16 protein-coding genes are annotated in these 19,402 nt (G+C 49.2%); 7 read left to right on the forward strand and 9 right to left on the reverse strand.

The genetic code is table 11. The annotated features are described in order from the left end of the window. Positions 1-110 precede the first annotated feature (110 nt). Complete coding sequence (locus ADU23_RS06230; protein ID WP_053372953.1) at positions 111-524, reverse strand: hypothetical protein; 414 nt, start codon at positions 522-524, stop codon at positions 111-113. A 169-nt stretch (positions 525-693) separates the two neighbouring features. Between ADU23_RS06230 and ADU23_RS31760 the strand changes: the two genes are divergently transcribed. From ADU23_RS31760 to ADU23_RS06245, 3 genes are all read left to right on the forward strand, one after another. Further along, positions 694-1,443 (forward strand): hypothetical protein, encoded by a 750-nt coding sequence (locus ADU23_RS31760; protein WP_063845952.1) that lies wholly within the window; start codon positions 694-696, stop codon positions 1,441-1,443. Positions 1,444-1,577: 134 nt separating this feature from the next. Next, positions 1,578-2,474, forward strand: coding sequence for a manganese catalase family protein (locus ADU23_RS06240; protein ID WP_053372954.1), 897 nt, complete (start codon positions 1,578-1,580; stop codon positions 2,472-2,474). Between the two features lie 113 nt (positions 2,475-2,587). Next, positions 2,588-3,274 carry a TraX family protein gene (locus ADU23_RS06245; protein WP_157265648.1) on the forward strand — a complete coding sequence of 229 codons (687 nt, stop codon included), beginning with the start codon at positions 2,588-2,590 and terminating at the stop codon, positions 3,272-3,274. Here the strand turns inward: ADU23_RS06245 and ADU23_RS06250 are convergent, their stop codons facing one another. Continuing rightward, on the reverse strand, positions 3,275-4,150 hold the full coding sequence (locus ADU23_RS06250; RefSeq protein WP_053372956.1) for a serine/threonine protein kinase: 876 nt from the start codon (positions 4,148-4,150) through the stop codon (positions 3,275-3,277). It lies immediately after the preceding gene. Between the two features lie 179 nt (positions 4,151-4,329). Here ADU23_RS06250 and ADU23_RS33130 point away from each other — a divergent pair, with 179 nt between their 5' ends. Both ADU23_RS33130 and ADU23_RS06255 read left to right on the forward strand, forming a co-directional pair. Continuing rightward, entirely contained in the window at positions 4,330-4,491 is a 162-nt protein-coding gene (locus ADU23_RS33130) for a hypothetical protein (protein WP_176707789.1), read from the forward strand. 128 nt (positions 4,492-4,619) lie between these two features. Beyond that, the gene (locus tag ADU23_RS06255) at positions 4,620-4,838 is read left to right on the forward strand and encodes a hypothetical protein (RefSeq protein WP_053372957.1); all 219 of its coding nucleotides are present in this window, start codon (positions 4,620-4,622) and stop codon (positions 4,836-4,838) included. Positions 4,839-4,984: 146 nt separating this feature from the next. Here the strand turns inward: ADU23_RS06255 and ADU23_RS06260 are convergent, their stop codons facing one another. The 6 genes from ADU23_RS06260 to ADU23_RS06285 form a co-directional block, all read right to left on the reverse strand. After that, positions 4,985-6,784, reverse strand: coding sequence for a methyl-accepting chemotaxis protein (locus ADU23_RS06260; protein ID WP_053372958.1), 1,800 nt, complete (start codon positions 6,782-6,784; stop codon positions 4,985-4,987). A 20-nt stretch (positions 6,785-6,804) separates the two neighbouring features. Beyond that, complete coding sequence (locus tag ADU23_RS06265; protein WP_053372959.1) at positions 6,805-8,100, reverse strand: putative bifunctional diguanylate cyclase/phosphodiesterase; 1,296 nt, start codon at positions 8,098-8,100, stop codon at positions 6,805-6,807. A 194-nt stretch (positions 8,101-8,294) separates the two neighbouring features. After that, on the reverse strand, positions 8,295-9,026 hold the full coding sequence (locus tag ADU23_RS06270; RefSeq protein WP_053372960.1) for a response regulator transcription factor: 732 nt from the start codon (positions 9,024-9,026) through the stop codon (positions 8,295-8,297). Between the two features lie 102 nt (positions 9,027-9,128). After that, a complete protein-coding gene (locus ADU23_RS06275; protein ID WP_231637580.1) occupies positions 9,129-12,989 on the reverse strand; it encodes a response regulator in 3,861 nt (1,286 codons plus the stop codon). A gap of 200 nt (positions 12,990-13,189) precedes the next feature. Next, positions 13,190-14,185 (reverse strand): L-glyceraldehyde 3-phosphate reductase, encoded by a 996-nt coding sequence (gene mgrA / locus ADU23_RS06280; RefSeq protein ID WP_053372962.1) that lies wholly within the window; start codon positions 14,183-14,185, stop codon positions 13,190-13,192. Positions 14,186-14,288: 103 nt separating this feature from the next. Further along, positions 14,289-15,734: an HD-GYP domain-containing protein gene (locus ADU23_RS06285; protein WP_141680390.1), complete on the reverse strand. Its 1,446-nt coding sequence runs from the start codon at positions 15,732-15,734 to the stop codon at positions 14,289-14,291. Between the two features lie 378 nt (positions 15,735-16,112). On the opposite strand from ADU23_RS06285, the gene ADU23_RS06290 reads away from it, so the two are divergent. Further along, positions 16,113-17,267 (forward strand): peptidylprolyl isomerase, encoded by a 1,155-nt coding sequence (locus tag ADU23_RS06290; RefSeq protein ID WP_053372963.1) that lies wholly within the window; start codon positions 16,113-16,115, stop codon positions 17,265-17,267. 465 nt (positions 17,268-17,732) lie between these two features. After that, entirely contained in the window at positions 17,733-18,605 is an 873-nt protein-coding gene (locus tag ADU23_RS06295; protein WP_157265651.1) for an aldose epimerase family protein, read from the forward strand. A gap of 106 nt (positions 18,606-18,711) precedes the next feature. Here the strand turns inward: ADU23_RS06295 and deoC are convergent, their stop codons facing one another. Then, positions 18,712-19,401 carry a deoxyribose-phosphate aldolase gene (gene deoC / locus ADU23_RS06300; protein WP_053372964.1) on the reverse strand — a complete coding sequence of 230 codons (690 nt, stop codon included), beginning with the start codon at positions 19,399-19,401 and terminating at the stop codon, positions 18,712-18,714. Position 19,402: the final 1 nt, after the last annotated feature.

Below are 19,402 nucleotides of genomic sequence, written 5' to 3' on the forward strand. Positions count from 1 at the left end.
AAGCTCTCACTCCTATAACGTATGCGCCTTGCGCAGCCGCTGTGATATACGCCAATCAACAAAAAAAGAACCGCCCAACTAGCCCGGACAGTTCTTCTTGTGGAATACAATTACCAGAAATTACGGCGGCGCTCATCGAATACTCTTCTTACGCAAATATCGAACGTAACCGTTACATCATGATTTCTTCCGAATGAGCAGCAAATTCTTACACAATCTTTATCACGCGTACAGAAGAAGTGGACGACACGGCAGTGGCAGTCAAGCAGGTGCTGGATCGCTCTTGCATCACGGCAGCGAATAGCTCTGACAAGCATTTCCGCAGTGCGTTCGTCTTTCAATTGCCTGAAAATATCGCTTAGCTCTTTTCCTGCTTCTTGCATAGCTTCGACTGCTGGATCCTGTCTGCGGCCACAGCTTTTATGATCGTCTTTGCATTTGCAGTCAGAAGAGATGCGTGCGCGGCTGGATGATTTGCGTGCAGATTTAACACTTTGAACCTTCAGTTTCAATTTGGCGGACATTTCTATCCCCCCCTCCCTCTCGAACTTACTCTATTCTATGCAAAGTTGAGAGAGTGGTATGGACGAGTGGCACCCGCCAAACGTTGGAATTTGACTATCCCATTTTTTGTATGACACGACTCGCTCCTGCATACCTATATGTCATACCATTCGAATGGAGGTCTTTGGCTTGGCAGAAAATATGACGAACATGGGCAGTATCGGCAACATGGGAAATATGCCGAACTTAGGCAATATGGGCAATATGGGCAGTATGGGACAGATGAGCGGTATGCCGAATGCCGGCAACATGGGCCAGATGGGGCAGATGAGTGGCATGCCTAACTCCGGCAATATGGGCAACATGGGGCAAATGGGCGGCATGCCGAATGCCGGCAACATGGGCCAGATGGGGCAAATGGGCGGCATGCCTAACGCCGGCAATATGGGCAACATGGGGCAAATGGGCGGCATGCCTAACGCYGGCAACATGGGCCAGATGGGGCAAATGGGCGGTATGCCGAATGCCGGCAACATGGGCAACATGGGGCAAATGGGCGGCATGCCTAACGCCGGCAACATGGGCAACATGGGGCAAATGGGCGGCATGCCAAGTGCCGGCAATATGGGCAAAAAGCCGGTTATGGGGCAAATGGGCAAGGAGAATACCGCGCCGATACTCTATGAAGCTGAGCCGAAGCATACGGCTATGGTTATGGAGATTCGCGATCGCGTAATGGGCAAGTGCGGCGGTCACATGCATAAATATGTGTGCGTCCAAACGGTGGATGGCCATGTCTTTGAGGGGACGATTATGCACATCGATAATTGTATTTTGTATTTGCAATGCACGATGAGTGATCCACGCGCCTTTATGAATCCCTACAGCGCCGTACTCCCGCTCGTTCTCTACGAGCTCCTAGTCATTACGCTTTTGTAGCTTGAATAAGTACCTTTAGAACCTCTGTCCATTCGACAATAGGCTGTCCCTTTTGACACCGACGGTCTACGGTAGCGAAAGCTGTCATAGACATGAATAAATGGAATTGTCGATGAAAAGAGGTGAGCATGCTCATGATCGAACGAATAAACCGGCTTCAGATCGAGCTACCGCCTTCCCCTTATGCGGATGCGAATGCTGCGGCAGCGGTGCAGGAGCTGCTTGGCGGGAAGTTTGGCGAGATGTCGACATTAAACAACTACATGTACCAATCCTTTAATTTTCGCGAGAAAAAGAAGCTGAAGCCGTTCTATGATCTTGTATCCAGCATTACGGCTGAGGAGTTTGGCCATGTGGAGCTTGTTTCCACAGCAATTAATATGGTACTTACTGGGACGACGACTACGGGCGACCCGAATTCAACGCCGCTGAGGGAGGGAGTCAATAAGCGAAACAGCTACTTTTTTATCCAGACCGCTCAAACCTCCTTGCCCGGCGATTCAATGGGCCGCGCTTGGACGGGTGATAACGTGTTCAGCAGCGGGAACCTCGTGCTTGACCTGCTCCATAATTTCTTCTTGGAGTGCGGGGCGCGAACGCATAAAATGCGCGTCTACGAGATGACCGACCATCCGACAGCTCGCGCAATGATCGGATACCTGCTTGTTAGAGGCGGCGTACATGTGCTGGCTTACGCCAAAGCGCTGGAAATCGCAACGGGCGTTGACGTGAAGAGGCTCATTCCGATACCGGATCTTAGCAATAATAGCTTTGAAACGGCGCGAAAATATGAGGCTATGGGGCTCGGCAATAAGCTGTATACATTCAGTCCGAACGACTACAAGGACATCGTCCTCATTTGGAACGGCCAAAATCCGCTTACCGGCGCTCAGCTCGAGGTCATTCAAGGCTCCCCGCAGGGTGCGCCGATGCCTGATTTGAGCGAGGTGCCGGAGGAGTTCGCGCCGGGCATCTCTCAAGAGGACTTTATTGAAATTGCACGGCGGCTCCAAAAGAACGCAGGCCTATAGCCGGCTCAAAATCAACCAACGAAGACCTCCTTATTCGCGCAAAGCGGCTTGGAGGTCTTCCTTGTTCATATTCTCTCGTATTCTTTGTGCTATACTGGGTGCAAAACGAGAGAATGAAGGTGGTTTCCATACAATTTTTGGCGATGCTTACGATGCTTATCGATCATATTGGGCTCGTATGGTTCCCTGATTATATGGCATGGCGAATCATTGGACGGCTGGCGCTGCCCTTCTATGCATTCGCAATTGTGCTTGGCTATTATCGAACCAAAAACGTTCAGCTTTATTTGAAGAGAGTCGCATGGATCGCGCTTCTCTCGCAGCTTCCCTATCAATTTGCCTTTCATCGGCTTGAAGTCAATACCGTAGGCTCGTTGTTTGTATGCCTGCTGCTTTTATACCTTCTTGATAAATGGAGAGGACGCCTCCCCCTTCAATGCCTTCTAGCTGCTGTCTTCGCTGGATTGCTGGAATTTTTACCGTTTAGCTACGGTGCTTACGTCCTTCTGCTCGTACTCATCTATCGCTATGCTCAGGTTCACTGGTTTGCTTTGTTTCACTTCTCGCTGAACGTGGTAAGCTTTCTGATAAAGGGCTGGTTCATTCAAGCTTTTAGCATCTTTGCCACTGTACTGATCGTATTTTTGCCCGACTTCATGCGCAGCGCTGACAAAGTGAAAATACCACGTTTGGTGTGGCGAAGCTTTTACCCGCTTCATCTGACCCTTATTGCAATCATCTACTATGTTGGAAGCAACCAAAGCTTTAAAGAACTGATACGTACGCTATCGCTCAGCTAATTAATCCGGCAAAGCTGCAATAAGCCGCTCAAGCTCCTGCTTGCAATGCTCGGCGGATTGCCATCCCGGCTCGCTTTGCTGGAGCAGTCTGCGCACGAACATCTTCACGGTCGGCGGAAGCTCCAGCTCCTCCTCCCAGCTAAGCTCCGGTTGCCCTTCGCGGTATTCGTAGCCTGCATACATCATGAATAGAAACAAATGCCCGAGTCCAAACAAATCGCTAGCAGGTTCAGGCCGCCTCATATGGCGCTTGGCGCCTGACCAGCTGCTGCTCCGACCGTTATCGTTTTCAATTGGCTCCATTTCCTTAAGCGCCGAGCGCAGCTCTGCTGGCAGCTGCTCCCCGATGCGGCAGGAGAGCCCATAGTCGATTAAATACAAACGGCCGCCTTGGTCCATCACATTCGGAATACGTACGTCACGGTGCACGTATCCGGCTTGGTGCAAATAAGCAAGCGGCTGCAACAGCTCCTTAATGACGGTTAACGATTGTTTTAGCGAATATATTTCGCCCTGCTCCATCAGCTTATGCTCCAAATTATCGCCAGCTACCAGCTCCATAACAAGCGCTGCATGGCGGCCTTGCTTCACATAACGGAGCCACTTTGGAATTTGGGGATGCTTTAATTGCTGCAAAATCAAGCTTTCCCGCTCCAGCAGCCATTTGCCGGTTTCTTTCTTGCTGGGCATGCTGCGTTTGAGTAAAACCTGATGACCCGTGACCATATCGGTGCATGCATAGGCTTGGCCATAGCTGCCCCTCCCGATAAAGTGTTCAATGCGGTATCGTCCCAACCAAAGCTTTCCGTTTGGAAGCGGATAATCCCGCCAATGGCTGATCATATCCTTACATTTGCTCGCCACTAAAGTCCACATCTTTATTTTACCCCCAGAAGCTATTGCTGTTGTCGATTATCCGCCTTGCAGAAACTTTGACGATAAAAATTCGTACTACTTCCATATGAGAGCGTACGCTTTCGATCCATGCAATGTTTCAACAAATATGGGCATTGCATTCCGTTTTTTTCAAAAACTCTCTTTAGGGGGCTGCAAATATGTTAAAACATCTTCTCAAACGTTTATTATATTCATTAATGGGACGCAAGCAGCATCGTCATCGCCGTTACAGCAGCAGCGATTACCGGAATAGCCAATATCGTCGTCCGCATCGCGGACATGGCTATTATAAGAAGAAGTACAGCAGCTATTCCAGCTAACACATGCAGAAAAAGTCGAATATGTTAGAAAAGTGTATGCAAAATAAACAAAATCCTGACGAGAGATTCATAAGAGGCTAAAAGGTTTACGTTAGAATAGGGGAAATTGATCGGAGGTGTTATAGGAAATGATGAAAATCGTTACCTTCAAAAGTCGCTCTGTCCCTGTTTATTATCCTAACGAACAATCCGCATCCTTAGAATTGCTTCATCATAAATTGTACGAATTGGAATTGGATTTTGATTTCCGCAAAAAGTGGAGAAGAATTAAATCGGTAGAAATGGTACGTGATGTAGCCATTTTCCAGTATAACGACGGCACGAAGCTTTATCTTGAAGTATGCTGAATAACGATAGAAAAAAGACCTGATCGCGCACGCTTCATGTGCCTTGTCAGGTCTTTTATACTTTTGCCCCTTCCGGCGTGTAAAAAAAAAGAATGCCCCGCAGCCAGTTCCTATCGCTGCCGGGGCATTCTTGCCGCTATTATCAGCTATACCTTGAACCTCAAAATTTCCTTTTGCAGGTGCTCCGCCATATTGGCAAGCATAGCAGACGCCGCTGCTATTTCTTCCATAGAGGCAGTCTGCTGCTGCGCGGCGGCAGCCACCGTCTGCGTTCCTGAGGCACCCTCCACCGCTATATCGACAACCTCTTTTATAGACTGCATGACTTGCTCCGTGCCTGCTGCAATGCCTGTTGCCGCTTCTGACACCTCATCGATTTGCTGGGCAACCTGCATAACCTCATCCCGTATCGAGCCGAACATGCGTCCTGCACCCTCAACGGCATCAATACCGCCGGACACCACGTTGCCCGCTTCATTCATCGCAAGCACGACGCGCTCTGTCTCCGTGCCAACTGCCATTACGACTTTAGCAATGTGCTCGCTGGACTCCCGCGTTTGCTCCGCAAGCTTACGTACCTCGCCTGCTACAACCGCAAACCCTTTTCCATGCTCGCCTGCCCTTGCCGCTTCGATCGAAGCGTTAAGCGCGAGCAGATTCGTTTGCGCGGAGATGTCGGATATGACTTGTACCATTCTAACAATTTCATTAGAGCGAGTGCCCAGCCCTTGAACCGCTGAAGCAAGACTATTAAAGGATTGCTCTATCGTTTCCATTTGAGAAACAGCCAGCGAAAGCGCCTCGCTTCCTTCTATTGCTTTATCGGATGTTTTCTTGGCCAAATGCGATACTTGGTCTGTGCTGTCCGCAATTTGCCTTACGCTCGCAGACATGCCATGAATAACCTGATAGCTTTGCTCTGCGGTAGCTGATTGCCTCTCCGCTCCGTCAGCAACCATCTGGATCGTATAGGCAATATGCTCGCTTGCCTCACTCGTTTGCTCGCCGCTAGCCATCAGCTCCTCGGAGGATGAGGCTACCTGATCGACGCTCCGACCAACCTCGCCCACGAGCGTCTTCAACTGGACCACCATAGCATTAAAGCTATTTGCAAGCAGGCCTACCTCGTCTTGGCGCTTGCATACGATAGGCTCGATTTGCAGATTTCCCAGCGCTACCTCATTTGCGAGCTTTGAAACCTGCTTAATCGGCTTCGTCAAACGGCGGGTAAAGAGCATTGCCGCTGCTATTCCGACTACAATCGTGATCAACAACGTAACGACTGTCACTTTAATGATTTGATTGGCGCTTTGATTAAAATCCATCATATACGTGCCTGAAGCCACAATCCAGCCCCAGTGCGGGTCCTTCTCCAAATAAATAACTTTAGACGCCATTTCATCCTCCGTACCCGGAAGCGTCCAATCATAATAAACAAATCCGCCGCCGGATTCCGCTTTCTTGAGGAAAGATTCTGTAATGGGAAGCCCCAGCTCCGAATCGACTGCAAGCTCGCCATGACTGTTCTTCAGCCCAATAAGGCTAGTGCCTTCCGTACTCGGATGAGCCACCATGATGGAATCAGTGTCAAAAGCAAAAGGATAACCATTTTTACCAAGGTCAATATTTTTGTTGATAGGCCGCTTGCCTGCTGCATCCTTCGGACCGAGCATCGACACCTTCACGAATTCCTCTGCCGCTGCGCGATCAATCGCGCCCGATTTCACCTGCGAATCCAGCATTGCGATTAAACCAATCGTGCTTTTCACACTGTTTTTAAGCTGTTTCTGACCGCCGCTATCAAGCCCCTTCACCGCGGATTCATAGCTGAGGGCGCTAACTAAAAGGCTAGGTATAAGCAAGAGCGACAAACATAGCAGCATGATCTGCAAACGAATGTTTGGTTTCATGAATCGGAAATTGTTTCGCATACGGAATCGTTTCACTGGACAATACCCCTTTTGGTCTATTTCTCTGTTGTAACACTCGAGTGCCGAATCATAGACAGGTCAAGCACATCAGGCTCCTGCGGTTTGCCGAGCAGATATCCCTGCACGTAATTGCAGCCCCATTCGCTCAGCAGCTCAAATTGCTCCTTGTATTCGACACCCTCGGCGATAACCTCAAGTCCCAGCTTATGAACAAGCTTAATTATGCCTTCGACGATAACCCGTTCCGCACTATGCCGATCAATCTGTTTGATGAATGACTTATCGATCTTCAGGGCTTGAACCGGAAGTTGCTTTAAATTCGATAGAGAAGAGTAGCCGGCGCCAAAATCATCAAGCACGATGCGCACGCCTGCCGCGCGCAGCCAGCTGAGATTGGACAAGGCCACATCCGAGGAGTTCATCATCGTATTTTCCGTAATTTCGAGCTCAAAGCAGGAAGGGTCCAGCTTATGCTCCTTTAGCGCGTTTAGAATCATCTGGGAAAAAGTTGTATTCTGCAGCTGCAATGGCGATACATTTATCGACATTATCAAATTATTGAGGCTGTATTCACTCATATTTGCATGCATTCTGCATGATTCCCGCAGCACCCATTCACCGATAGGAACGATCAGGCCGCTATGCTCGGCAATGGGGATAAATTCCGAAGGCGTAATCTCGCCCAGCTCCTCGTGATGCCAGCGAATCAGCGCTTCGAATCCTCTCAGCTTGCCATCGCTGATCCGATAGATCGGCTGATAGCTGAGGTGGAACTGCTGCAAATATAGTGCCGGCCTAAGCGCCGCTTCGATATCGATGCGCCGGTTAAGATGAATGGTGTCCTCCGTATTATAAAACCTCGCCCGGTTGCCGCCTTGTTCCTTGGATTGGTATAAGGCCGACTCCGCCCGGCAAATCAGCTGCTCGCTGGTCCGTCCATCCTGTGGAAATAATGTCGCTCCGATACTGGTAGTCAAATATAGCTCCGTTCCATCGACATCAATTGGACGCTCGATCGCATTTTTTATTTCTTCTACCGCTTGCAAGCTCTGATGCTCATCATGCTCAACCGGCATCGCAACCAAGAACCGGTTTCCTCCGACCCTGCTCACCGTTGTTGAAACCGCTCTTGCATCAGCCAGTCGCTTCCCCATGATGATCAGCACATCATTGCCAAATTCCGTTCCCTTTGTTTCGTTCACGCGATAAAACCGATCCAAATCGACCAATGCCACCACCATACGCTTACCTGTCGCACGTACGACATTTACGGCCACTTCAAGCTGTGCAAAAGCTTCGTTGCGACCAGGCAAACCGGTCAACGCATCCATTTCCTCCAACCACCGTCCTAGTTCTAAAGTTACAATCATTCTGTCATACATTCATTAGAAAAATTTAGGGGATATCTTTAGGAGAGTGTTAGATAATTTAATAACTGCCTTAACAACCTTGCTTATAAACAAAAAAAAGAACCATTCCGCTGACGCGAAATGGTTCCTCAAGAGAAAAAACAATTTAACCGTAATTAGCTTTGGCTCATGCTGCTTGTATGCTCAGCCATATACTTGTAACCGAATCCCCAAACCGTACGGATCAACCTTGGTTCCTTCGGGTTCTGTTCGATCTTCTTGCGAAGATTGACGATATGCACGTCGATGGCACGGTCTGTCACGAAGGAGTCAAAGCCGCGAATCGTATTTATTAGTTCTTCCCTGCTGAACACCTTGCCGGGGTAAGCTAGAAATAGCTTCATCAGCTCGTACTCCGAGAAGGTTGTCTCAACGAGTTGGCCTCGAACAAGCAATAGACGCCTTTCAAAATCAAGCTGGATCGGCTCACGATCGTCAAGCACTTCTACCGCTGCTGCAGATTGCTGCTTCGTTTCTGCCTGCATCGTATTCGAACGACGAATTAACGCTTCTACCCGAGCTGTCATTTCATGCATGCTAAATGGCTTGCACATGTAGTCATCTGCCCCAGCCTTCAAGGCTTGGACCCGCTCAGACACTTCACTCTTCATAGAAAGAATCATAATGGGTACGTTAGAGCGCTTTCTAATGAGTGAACAAACCTCCATACCGTCCAAATCGGGCAAAATCAAATCAAGCAGCACCAAATCAGGCACAAACTCTGACGTGAGCTTCAACCCTTCGTCCGCTCTGTAGGCTTGCATGACGGAATAGCCTTCTTCTGATAAATACATAGACAGCATATCACTCATCATGACGTCATCTTCAATAACTAAAACTTTATACATTGTCGTCACCCTTTTTGAGGATTGAAGATTTCTGTCGAATATTTAACGTATCTCTACTATACAATACGGAAATTAAAGGAACAACAACTTGTTAGAAATTTGTTAGGATTTATTGTCGAATACTTCTTTAGCATAACGAAGTTCCGCCAACAGCTGCTTCAGCTTCAACTCCAGTTGGTCAATCGCCGTATGAAGCGTCTCTATTTCAAGCTGCGGCTGCTTAACGATACGTTCCACCTCGCATACCGCCTCTAACAACTCATAAGCAGACAAATAACCCGCTGCTCCCTTTAAAGTATGTGCCATGCGCTTGACTATCGTTATCTCTGAATCTTTGAGCGCGATACGCAGCTTATCGGCAAAAGAGTCATAATCTAGCATGAACTGCTCCATCATATGAAGCAGGATCGGAAGCTTGCCGTTAACTCTTGCCAGAGCGCCAGCCACGTCCATTCCGGCAATGACCGGCAACGAGCTGCCTTCTGCTGCTTCCGATAGATTGGAACGCTTGGACTTGGCATGACCCTCATGCATCGTCTCCGTCTTCTCGACTGGCTCTTTGCCCTTCTTCAGCCAATAGGCAATGACCGTATGCAGCCGATCCGAGGAGATCGGCTTGGTCACTACATCGTTCATGCCAAGCTTCAAGTAACGCTCATGATCGTTGCGAAGAACGTTGGCAGTCACTGCAATAATAGGAAGATCATCGTATATCGGCTGGGTCCGAATTAAGCGAACCGCTTCCGAGCCATCCATGACCGGCATATGAATATCCATCAATACCAGATCCCAGTGTTCTTCCATAAGCTTGTGAAGCACTTCCTCGCCATTCTCTGCTAAGCCTACCTCGTAGCCCTGCTCCTTCAAAATTTCAATCGCTACCAATTGATTGATCTTATTGTCCTCGGCTAACAGAATGCGCGTATTCGAACCGTTTCTCCTCTTCTCTACAATTTGAGGCACTCTTTCCTGCTCGCTTACGCCTGCCCCCTTCTGCTCAAGGACACTTTCGATCGCGCGCAGCATGCCTTTGCGCATGATCGGCTTGATAAGCAGCGTGACCGGCCTTTGCTCGGCAGGCAGCTGCATCATCTCATCGCGCCCATAGGAAGTTGTCATCGCAATCGTCTTCACGCCAGCCGCTTCCGCATCGCTGTGGAACTCAAGCCAGGTTTCCGCGCCATACATATCCGGCATTTCCATATCCAGCACGATGAGCCTCGGCAATGCGCCAGCTCCAATGCGGCGAAGGCGGTCACGGGCCATTTTCCAAGAATGGAACGCGATAGGGGTTAAGCCGAAGGATTCGATAATTTCGCTCCAATGCCCTCTCATCTCGTCGTCGTCCTCTACGATCCACACCAGCTGCTCCTTCAAATCCGGCCGAACTCGGCTTCGCTGCTCCGTATACTTGTGAATGACGGTGAACGGCAGCGTGAAGCAGAACTGGCTGCCCACGTAGGCTTCGCTAGAAACCTCTAGCCTGCCGCCCATCAGCTCAACCAACGTTTTGGAAATGACCAGACCAAGGCCGGTTCCGCCAAACTTCCGGGTCGTTGACCCATCCGCCTGCGTAAAGGGCTTGAACAGCTTGTCCACCTGCTCTGCGCTCATGCCGATGCCTGTATCTGAGATGCTGAACCGCAGGCTTACCCCCTTATCCGATTCCTCCGCAAGCTCTACCTTCATCCTCACGCGTCCCCGGTTCGTAAACTTAATGGCATTCATGCACAGGTTGAGAAGAACCTGCTCAAGCCGCAGCGCATCTCCAATGATCGTCTGAGGCATGTGCTCGGGCATATCGACAATAAATTCGAACTGCTCCTTGCCTCCCATAAAGACGCTTAATTGGTCAGTTATGCGGTGCATGAGCTCATCCGGCTGGAACGGCAAACGTTCAATATCCACCTTGCCTGCCTCGATTTTGGAGAAATCCAAAATATCATTAATAATGCGCAGGAGCGTCTCGGAGGATGTATTCATCTTATCCATATAATCCTTCTGTGACGCAGAAAGCCCGGTCTTGCGCATCAACTGCGTCAAACCTATGATTCCGTTCAGCGGGGTTCGAATCTCATGGCTCATCAGCGCAAGGAACCGGCTCTTCGCCTGATTCGCCTCCTCCGCTTCAAGCGTGGCGCGCACAAGCTCCTCTTGCACGATTTTCTGCTCGGAAATATCACGGGCGATGCAGGAAAAAAACAGCTCTCCCGTATCTTCATCCAAATGGGCAACGACGACCATCGACACATGCACCGTCTCGCCATTGCTCTTTAGCAGCTGCGCACCGCTCTCCCAGAAGCCATATTCTTTAGCCAGCATAGCGCCATTCACAAGCTCGGAATACATCTCCGACTGGGAATGCTGCTTAACGGTATATTCGCCGTCATTCTCGTCTTGCAGGCCTAACATCTCTCTGCCGGCGCGATTCATATAGACGACTTTGCCGTCGGAGTTGACGGAAGCGATCAAGTCCTTTGCCGATTCCACAATGTCGAGCAAGCGGTTGCGCGTTTTCTCCATGTGCTTGCGATCTGAAATATCCAAAACCATGCCTACGACACCCGAGAAGCGGCCATTCCGGTCACGCAAGCCATTCGAGCTGTGCAGCGTCGGAATCCGCGTGCCGTCTTTATGTATAAAGGTCCACTCTCGCTCATAGGAGAAGGACTGTCCGCGAAGCTCCTTAAAGAGATCAATGCCAGGCTGCACTTCCCTGCCAAGCTCAATGGACAGCTTCTCCGCTTCCACGCGAATTTCATCCAAATCCATGAACAATAGCGGCGTTGCGATCCCGGCCAGTTCCTCGCTTTTATAGCCCAGCATCTCTTCTGCCGTTTGGTTCAAATAGCTAATTTTATATTGATCGTCAAGCACGATGAAAGCATACTGGTTCTGGTTAATAATTGCCTCAAGCCGGTCGAACATTTCCTGCAGATGCTCCATCATGCCGTTGACGGAATGGCCTAGCTGACCGAGCTCATCATGCGGCTCAACCTCCAGGTGCTCAGCCTCGAAGCGCCCAGCCGCAGCATGCTCCGTCACAACAAGAATTCGCTCCAAGCGCTTAACAATACGTTCAAAATAAAGAAAGAAAAAGATAACAATGATGACCTCCGAGACGGCGATGGTCGTAAAAATCCGCCAAAAGATCGGCTTCATCTTCTCTTGCAGCTTCGACATCGGCTCCTGCAGCGCAAAACGCCATGGCGTATCATTCACCTTCGTGTGGAAGACCGCGTAATCCTTGCCTTCTATCGTTAAGCTCGTCATACCCTCTTGCGAGTCCAACAATTTGTTAGCAATCGGGTGCAAGGGGGACTGCTTATCGAACAGGCTCGCAAGCGTCTGCGTATCGGCATCCGAATGATAAAGGATGCCGCCCCGGTCATTGAATAAACGAATGATCGAGTTCTCTTCTGCAAATTCAATAAATGGCTGCAGCGTCGAAAATACGAAAGAAGCATATACGACCCCTTTTATTTCATTCTTGGCGCCATAAACAGGGACAACGATAAGCGATTGCCTCGTATCCGAGAACGTTGGCGTTACAGGGTCTGTAATGACTACCTCCCCTTTGATAGCCTCTTGGAAGAATGACTCGCCGCTCATATCCACCCTTCTGCCATCGGTACGCAGGCCGAGTCCATTCTCGTCGACGAAGCCAATCGCGTGATAGATGAATCCGCCGCGGATAAGCTCACGCCCAAAATAATTAAGCCGCTCCTCATCCGTACCGAATCGCACCACTTCCGTGCGGCTCATGACGACAACCTCCGCCTTGCGAATAGCCATCCATGACGCCAAAATGTTAGCGCGATTGCTTTGCCGGCTGCTTGTCTTCTCGATTTCCGATTGAAGCATCGCTTCCTTCACTGCGGAATAGTTGCCCACCCCGGCAATCAAAAGCGGGATAAAAGAAATGAGAACAATCAATATCAACCCTTTTGTGCGTAACGACACTTTTTTCAAGCCGCTTTCTCCTCCCGCTCCGCCTTATCTTTACCGAAATTGTCGAACTTTGACACTATTATACCTCTTTTAACTTGCACCGGGAGAATAAAAAAACGCTAGATCCAGCATGCCGCATTAGCGCGGTCAGCTTCTCTAGCGTTTCATTTGTTTCAGTCTGCAACATATAGCCTGCAACAAGAATTATATCCTTACTCAGAGGCAAGAATCGATTCAATGCGGCTAAGCTCGTCATCGCTGAAATCCAAGCGGTTAAGGGCTGCAACATTGTCGTCTACTTGCTCAACGCGGCTTGCGCCGATCAAGGCTGATGTCACCTTGCCGCCTCTAAGTACCCATGCAAGCGACATTTGGGCAAGCGTTTGACCTCGCCCCTCGGCAAGCTCATTAAGCAGCTTGACCTTATTCAGCTTGCTATCCGTAATATGATCTGCCTTAAGGAACACGCTTGGTCCTCCGGCGCGTGAATCAGCAGGAACCCCGTTCAAATAACGGTTAGTCAGCAAGCCTCCTGCAAGCGGCGAGAACACGATAGAGCCAATGCCTTCTTGCTCCAGCACATCCTGCAGTCCATCCTCGATCCAGCGATTAAACATCGAATACGATGGCTGATGAATAAGGAATGGCGTGCCGAGATCTTTCAAAATAGCTGCCGCGCGAGCCGTTTGCTCCGCGTTATAGTTAGAAACGCCGACATACAGCGCTTTGCCTTGCCTAACGATATGATCAAGCGCTCCCATGGTCTCTTCAAGCGGCGTGTCCGGATCCGGACGGTGATGGTAGAAAATATCGACATAATCTAGCTTCATGCGCTTCAAGCTCTGATCCAGGCTTGAAACCAAAGATTTCCGAGAGCCCCACTCGCCATAAGGCCCGTTCCACATATGATAGCCTGCTTTTGTCGAAATGATAAGCTCATCCCGATAGGCAGCAAGGTCTTGCTTTAAAATTTGCCCGAAAGTTTCTTCGGCTGAGCCCGGAGGCGGTCCATAGTTGTTCGCAAGGTCGAAATGGGTGATGCCTAGGTCGAATGCGCGGTGAATCATAGCTCGTCCGTTCTCCAAACGGTCAACCCCGCCGAAATTATGCCATAGCCCAAGGGAAATAGCTGGCAGCTTCAAGCCGCTGCGTCCGACGCGATTATACTTCATGCCCTCATACCGATTGTTAGCCGCTAAATAAGTCATGTTCGATATCCCCTCAACCATTTATTAGTAAATCTCATCCCATTTGGAATAAAAATGAAGCTACGTCTATTGTACATCTGTAAGTGGACAAAGGAAACTCTCTTTATCTTGCAAGTTTTTTGTCCAGCTTAAGGTGCGGACTGTTTCGAATCGTTTCCTCGAAGAAGCCTGGCTGCTCGCTCACGAGCCGCACCCATGCCTTCACGCATAGCGGATCAAAGTGACGCCCGCTCTCCTTCACAATAATCTCCATGGCATCCTCATGCGACATTGCTTTTCGATAAGAACGCGAAGAGGTTAAGGCATCATAAACATCTGCCACGGCGGTTACTCTTGCCAGCAGCGGAATCTGCTCTCCAGCCAGTTGATCGGGGTAGCCGCTGCCATCCCATTTCTCATGATGAGAGCGTATAACGGAAAGCTCTTCCGGCATAAAGCCTAATCTCTTGCACAGATCGTATCCCGAAACGGGATGCTCCTCAATTACGCAGCGCTCCTCGGGAGTAAGCTTCCCGGGCTTGTTCAAAATCGTATCCGGAATGCGCAGCTTGCCAACATCGTGGACAAGGCCGCCCTGCGCGATAGCTCTTAGATCGCCGGAAGTAAGCTCAAGCTCCTCGCCTAGCTTCAGAGCATATAAAGCAACCCGGTAGTTATGGCCTGCCGTATACGAATCTCTCGCCTCTGTTGTCATGACCAGCTCCCTTACGCTGGTTGACATGTAGGTGTTGATCCAGTCGCGCGGATTAGCCCGGAACATTAGCTTAACGGAAGCGGAAATCGACTTGGAGCTGACATACTGATTGACAATGCCTATGACCATAACGATAACGGCGGCAAGCAGCAGGAAATGGTACAGCCACCAGCTCATATCCCAAGTATGGCCGCTTACAATAATGATTTGAGCGATAATCATCCAGCCGGAGCTATATACAATAGCCATTTGAAGAGGGAATCGGGAGGATAAGTAAGTTTTCAAATAGCGGTATATCGTCCAGCTGTTCAGGCCAATAACGAAAATACTGATGAGCCACTTCATCGAAAGCTCTTTCAGATGGAATGTGCCGGTGATTTCAGGATTAAACCAAAGCACCGCGCAAAAAATGAGCAGCAAAAATGTCCACACCGGAAGCAGCAGCCGCTGCCAATGCGCAAACCATTTAATGAGAGGCTGATCCACGGAAACCGAGGACATCCATAGCCAGACGACCGCTAGCATTACGCTAAGCTGGGCAGCATTGCTTGCAATGCTGGCATGATGCATCAGAAACCCGGGCGTAGATAAGCCATGCAGCACAAACATCGCCGTTAGGGACACATAGGATAACGATAAAAAACTAATCTTAATATTGCGAAGCTGTATAGCGACAAATCCGACCGCGACCGCTAAAGCCAGCGAGAGAGCAGATACGAGACTGACAATATAGAAATGCTCCTGCGGCGCATTGATGCTCTTATCCATCTCAGAGCCGCGCAATATGTAATAGCCCGTCAAAGGGATAAGCATCGATAGTGACAAGCGTATGAATACTCCCGCATTTTTGCGCAAGCTTATTCCTCCTACAACTTACATAGTCATATATTTGTTTATCTAACCACAAAGGCTCTGGATGGCTTCTCTATTTGGAAAAAGACTATTCATTCAGTATTAAAAATAAGCTCGAATTTTGTAGGATAATGTTGGAATATATTCTATTACTATAATACCATCCCTCCAGCCTCCTTTAAACAGCGAAATTTATGTCGAAATATGAGGTTGCCCATTTCCAGCAAATCATTTGCAAGCACATCATGTTATGTTCTTTATTTATATCATTAATACGGATCGACAAAATCAGCAAGTTATATTTTTATGTTAGATTAAGGTTTTTTCATGCTTGTTTTGTTATAGTAATGAAAGAAAGGCAAAACGAAGGGAGTTTATGGAATGACTAACAAGGACTCGCAGTCCAACAAAGAGCCAGAAAAAGAATTGGACGCGAAAGAAGAACGTTTTACGCTCGACAAGGAAGAGCGGCAGGACAAGCTTTCAAATGAAGATGCGGCTATCGAAGCGGAGCTTCTTAATGATTCCGACGGAGATTTGCCAGAAGCATCAAACGACGATATTCGCACAGCAGCGGCAGGTGCAGAGAGCGTTCATGAAGCGCCAAAAGGCGGAGGCGGAAAAGCATGGATGATCGTCTCGGCCGTTCTGGCGATTTTGCTCATCGTCGTGCTAATTAAGCCGCCATTTGGATCCAGCAACGAAACCGTGGCAACTGTCAACGGTGTCAACATAGGCAAGGACAGGCTGTATGATGAATTGCTTAAAGCAGGCGGCCCGGCTACGCTTGAGAACCTCATTACGCAAGAGCTTATTATGCAAGAAGCAAAAGCAGCTAGCATCACGGTTACCGATGCTGACGTCGATTCCGAAATCGCGCTCATCAAGAAGAGCTTCGGAACGGACGAGCAGTTCAATTCTACGCTTGCTCAGTACAACATGACGCTTGACAGCTTGAAGAAGGATACAAAAATCAATCTGACGATCCGTAAAATTTTGGAGCCAAAAACAGATGTTACGGAAGATGAGATTAAACAATACTACGATGCGAACAAGGATCAGCTCGGCACGCCTGAGCAAATTCAAGCATCGCATATCTTGGTAGCTACCAAAGAAGAGGCTGACGCCATTCTCGCTCAGCTTAAGCAAGGCGGAGATTTCGCAGCAATCGCGAAGGAGAAATCAATCGACCCAGGCTCGAAGGATAACGGCGGCGATCTTGGATTCTTCGGCAAAGGCGCAATGGTTCCTGAGTTCGAAGAAGCTGCTTTCGCACTGAAAGTTAATGAGATTAGCGGCGTTGTTCAATCCGAGCACGGTTTCCACATTATTAAGAAAACAGCTGAGAAAGCTGCTGTCGTTCCAACCTTCGAAGAGAAGAAGGAAGAGATCAAGAAGCAGCTTGTTGCTACGGAAGCAAATGAGCTATCTGAAGCATGGATGAATGATATTCGCGCCAAAGCGAAAATCACAAATTCATTGACTCCGACGGCATCTGCAGACCCTGCGGCTACTGAAGCTCCAAAAGCTGAATAATCGAAGTTAAACAAAGGGGCAGCGCCTCGCAGAGCTTAATGGCCTGCGGGACGCTGCCCCTTTTTTTTGGGGTTCGAACGTGTGAAATAAAAAAATAAAGCCATCCTTTGCCCGGAGGGAGGAGCTCCGGATGGCTTTGGCTTCGGAAAATGCAAGAGGATGTCGGTAGTTGTCGTCGCATGGCTGCATGTTTTGGCGGATCGTCATAACCTGCTGCTTTCTGAAGTTAATCTATTCTATGCGAATCTCTTAAATAGGAGTAGATGTTTGATTTACTAGATTAGACTATTTTTAAACCTGCATCTTCTTTATGCTTGATGAGCCGACGGATGGCGGGGATAGAGGTATGACGCCATAGGCATGAGCAGAACGGGCACGCCAAACGAGATTGTACGAGATCGTGCATAATGAATATGATATGATGGGAACAATATGTCATTCATCTATTAATTGGAGGGAAATAAAGTGAGCAACTACGAGGTACGCAGCTACAAGGATATGTTTACGCTATATGAATTAACGGAGAAAAGCACCGACTCACGCGTGCTTGTATGTCCGGAGCGAGGCGGTATCGCAATCGGCTGCCAGCTGCATGGTTTGGAACTCTTTTATCTGGACAAGTCGACATTCGAGCATCCAACCGCGAACATTCGCGGCGGCAATCCGATCTTGTTCCCGATCAGCGGCCAGCTTGAAGGACAAGCTTATGAATGGAACGGCCAAACGTACAAAATGGCTAACCACGGGGTAGCCCGCACGGCTGTATGGGAGGTTGTCGGCACCAAAGCAGAGGACGAAGCTTCCATTACGATTCGCCTGCAAAGCAATGAAGAAACGCTTCGCTCCTACCCTTTTGACTTCGAGCTGCTGTTTACTTACGTGCTCAAAGACGGCGAACTACATACACGCCAGCAATACCGCAATTTGAGCGAAGCAGCCGCTATGCCTTTCTATGCAGGCTTCCACCCTTACTTTGCGATAGATTCAGGCAAAAAGATTGCTTACGATATCGACGCTACCCGCTACCTCGACTACAACGATAATATCGAGAAGCCGTTTGATGGCGTCATTGATTTGGAAGGACTTGTTGAGTCCGTTACCTTGCTTGATCCTAAGAAAAGCGAAATTTCCTTCCGCGGCTTGCAAGGCGCCCTTGTTCGACTGACTTACGATGACATTTTCAAATATATGGTGTTATGGTCAGTCAACGATCGTCCGTTCGTATGCGTAGAGCCATGGATGGCTAAGAATGGTGAGCTGAATCGCCAAGAGGAGCTCGTTATGCTAGAAGCTGGCGGAGTACTGCATGCTAACCTAACGATTAGCTGCGAGCGTTAAGCCCGTTCTACCTGCCTTAAAAAAATAGGGAAGCCTTGCTCGCTCTGAGAATATTCTCAGGGCAAGCAAGGCTTCCCTTATTTCTTAGCTATTTTGCTGCTAGATATTAATACCCTTCGCCTTGGCCGCCTGTAACGATAGCGATGCCAGAGCTTGCCCCAATGCGCGTTGCGCCGGCCGCGAACATTTGCAGCGCCGTTTCACGGTCGCGTACGCCGCCCGAAGCCTTCACGCCAAGGTCAGGGCCAACGGTACTGCGCATAAGCGCGATATCCTCTGCCGTAGCTCCGCCTTTGCCGAAGCCTGTCGACGTTTTTACGAAGTCGGCCCCTGCTTTTTTGCAAATGGCACTTGCCGTAACCTTCTCTTCGTCTGTCAGAAGTCCGGTCTCCAAAATAACTTTAAGCAAGGCATGTCCTTTAACGGCAGCCACTACTCCTTCAACGTCGCGCAGCACGCCTTCAAGATCGCCTGATTTCAGCAGCCCGATGTTCAGAACCATATCTACCTCAGTCGCTCCATCTTCAATGGCAAACTTAGCTTCCGCAGCCTTGGACCTCGTTGTGGTTGCCCCAAGCGGAAAGCCAACAACCGTTGTAATTCCGACTCCCGACCCTTTCAGCTCTTCAGCAGCAGCCGATACCCAGCCCGGATTCACGCACACCGTTGCAAACTGATATTGCTTAGCCTCGCGGCATATTTGCAATACTTCTTCCCGCGTCGCGTCCGCCTTTAAAATGGTATGGTCGATCATCGCCGCTATTTCAGCGGACGTGAAATTAGTAACATTGCCCATT

The organism is Paenibacillus sp. FJAT-27812, from assembly GCF_001273905.1.
Taxonomy (GTDB): domain Bacteria; phylum Bacillota; class Bacilli; order Paenibacillales; family Paenibacillaceae; genus Pristimantibacillus.

Excerpts from the sequence above, each read along its gene's own strand:
- ADU23_RS06230 (WP_053372953.1), bottom strand. The coding sequence starts at position 524 with ATGTCCGCCAAATTGAAACTGAAGGTTCAAAGTGTTAAATCTGCACGC.
- ADU23_RS06290 (WP_053372963.1), top strand. The coding sequence starts at position 16,113 with ATGACTAACAAGGACTCGCAGTCCAACAAAGAGCCAGAAAAAGAATTG.
- ADU23_RS06250 (WP_053372956.1), bottom strand. The coding sequence starts at position 4,150 with ATGTGGACTTTAGTGGCGAGCAAATGTAAGGATATGATCAGCCATTGG.
- ADU23_RS06270 (WP_053372960.1), bottom strand. The coding sequence starts at position 9,026 with ATGTATAAAGTTTTAGTTATTGAAGATGACGTCATGATGAGTGATATG.
- ADU23_RS33130 (WP_176707789.1), top strand. The coding sequence starts at position 4,330 with ATGTTAAAACATCTTCTCAAACGTTTATTATATTCATTAATGGGACGC.
- ADU23_RS06255 (WP_053372957.1), top strand. The coding sequence starts at position 4,620 with ATGATGAAAATCGTTACCTTCAAAAGTCGCTCTGTCCCTGTTTATTAT.
- deoC (WP_053372964.1), bottom strand. The coding sequence starts at position 19,401 with ATGGGCAATGTTACTAATTTCACGTCCGCTGAAATAGCGGCGATGATC.
- ADU23_RS06245 (WP_157265648.1), top strand. The coding sequence starts at position 2,588 with ATGAAGGTGGTTTCCATACAATTTTTGGCGATGCTTACGATGCTTATC.
- ADU23_RS06265 (WP_053372959.1), bottom strand. The coding sequence starts at position 8,100 with ATGGATGCGTTGACCGGTTTGCCTGGTCGCAACGAAGCTTTTGCACAG.
- mgrA (WP_053372962.1), bottom strand. The coding sequence starts at position 14,185 with ATGACTTATTTAGCGGCTAACAATCGGTATGAGGGCATGAAGTATAAT.
- ADU23_RS06240 (WP_053372954.1), top strand. The coding sequence starts at position 1,578 with ATGATCGAACGAATAAACCGGCTTCAGATCGAGCTACCGCCTTCCCCT.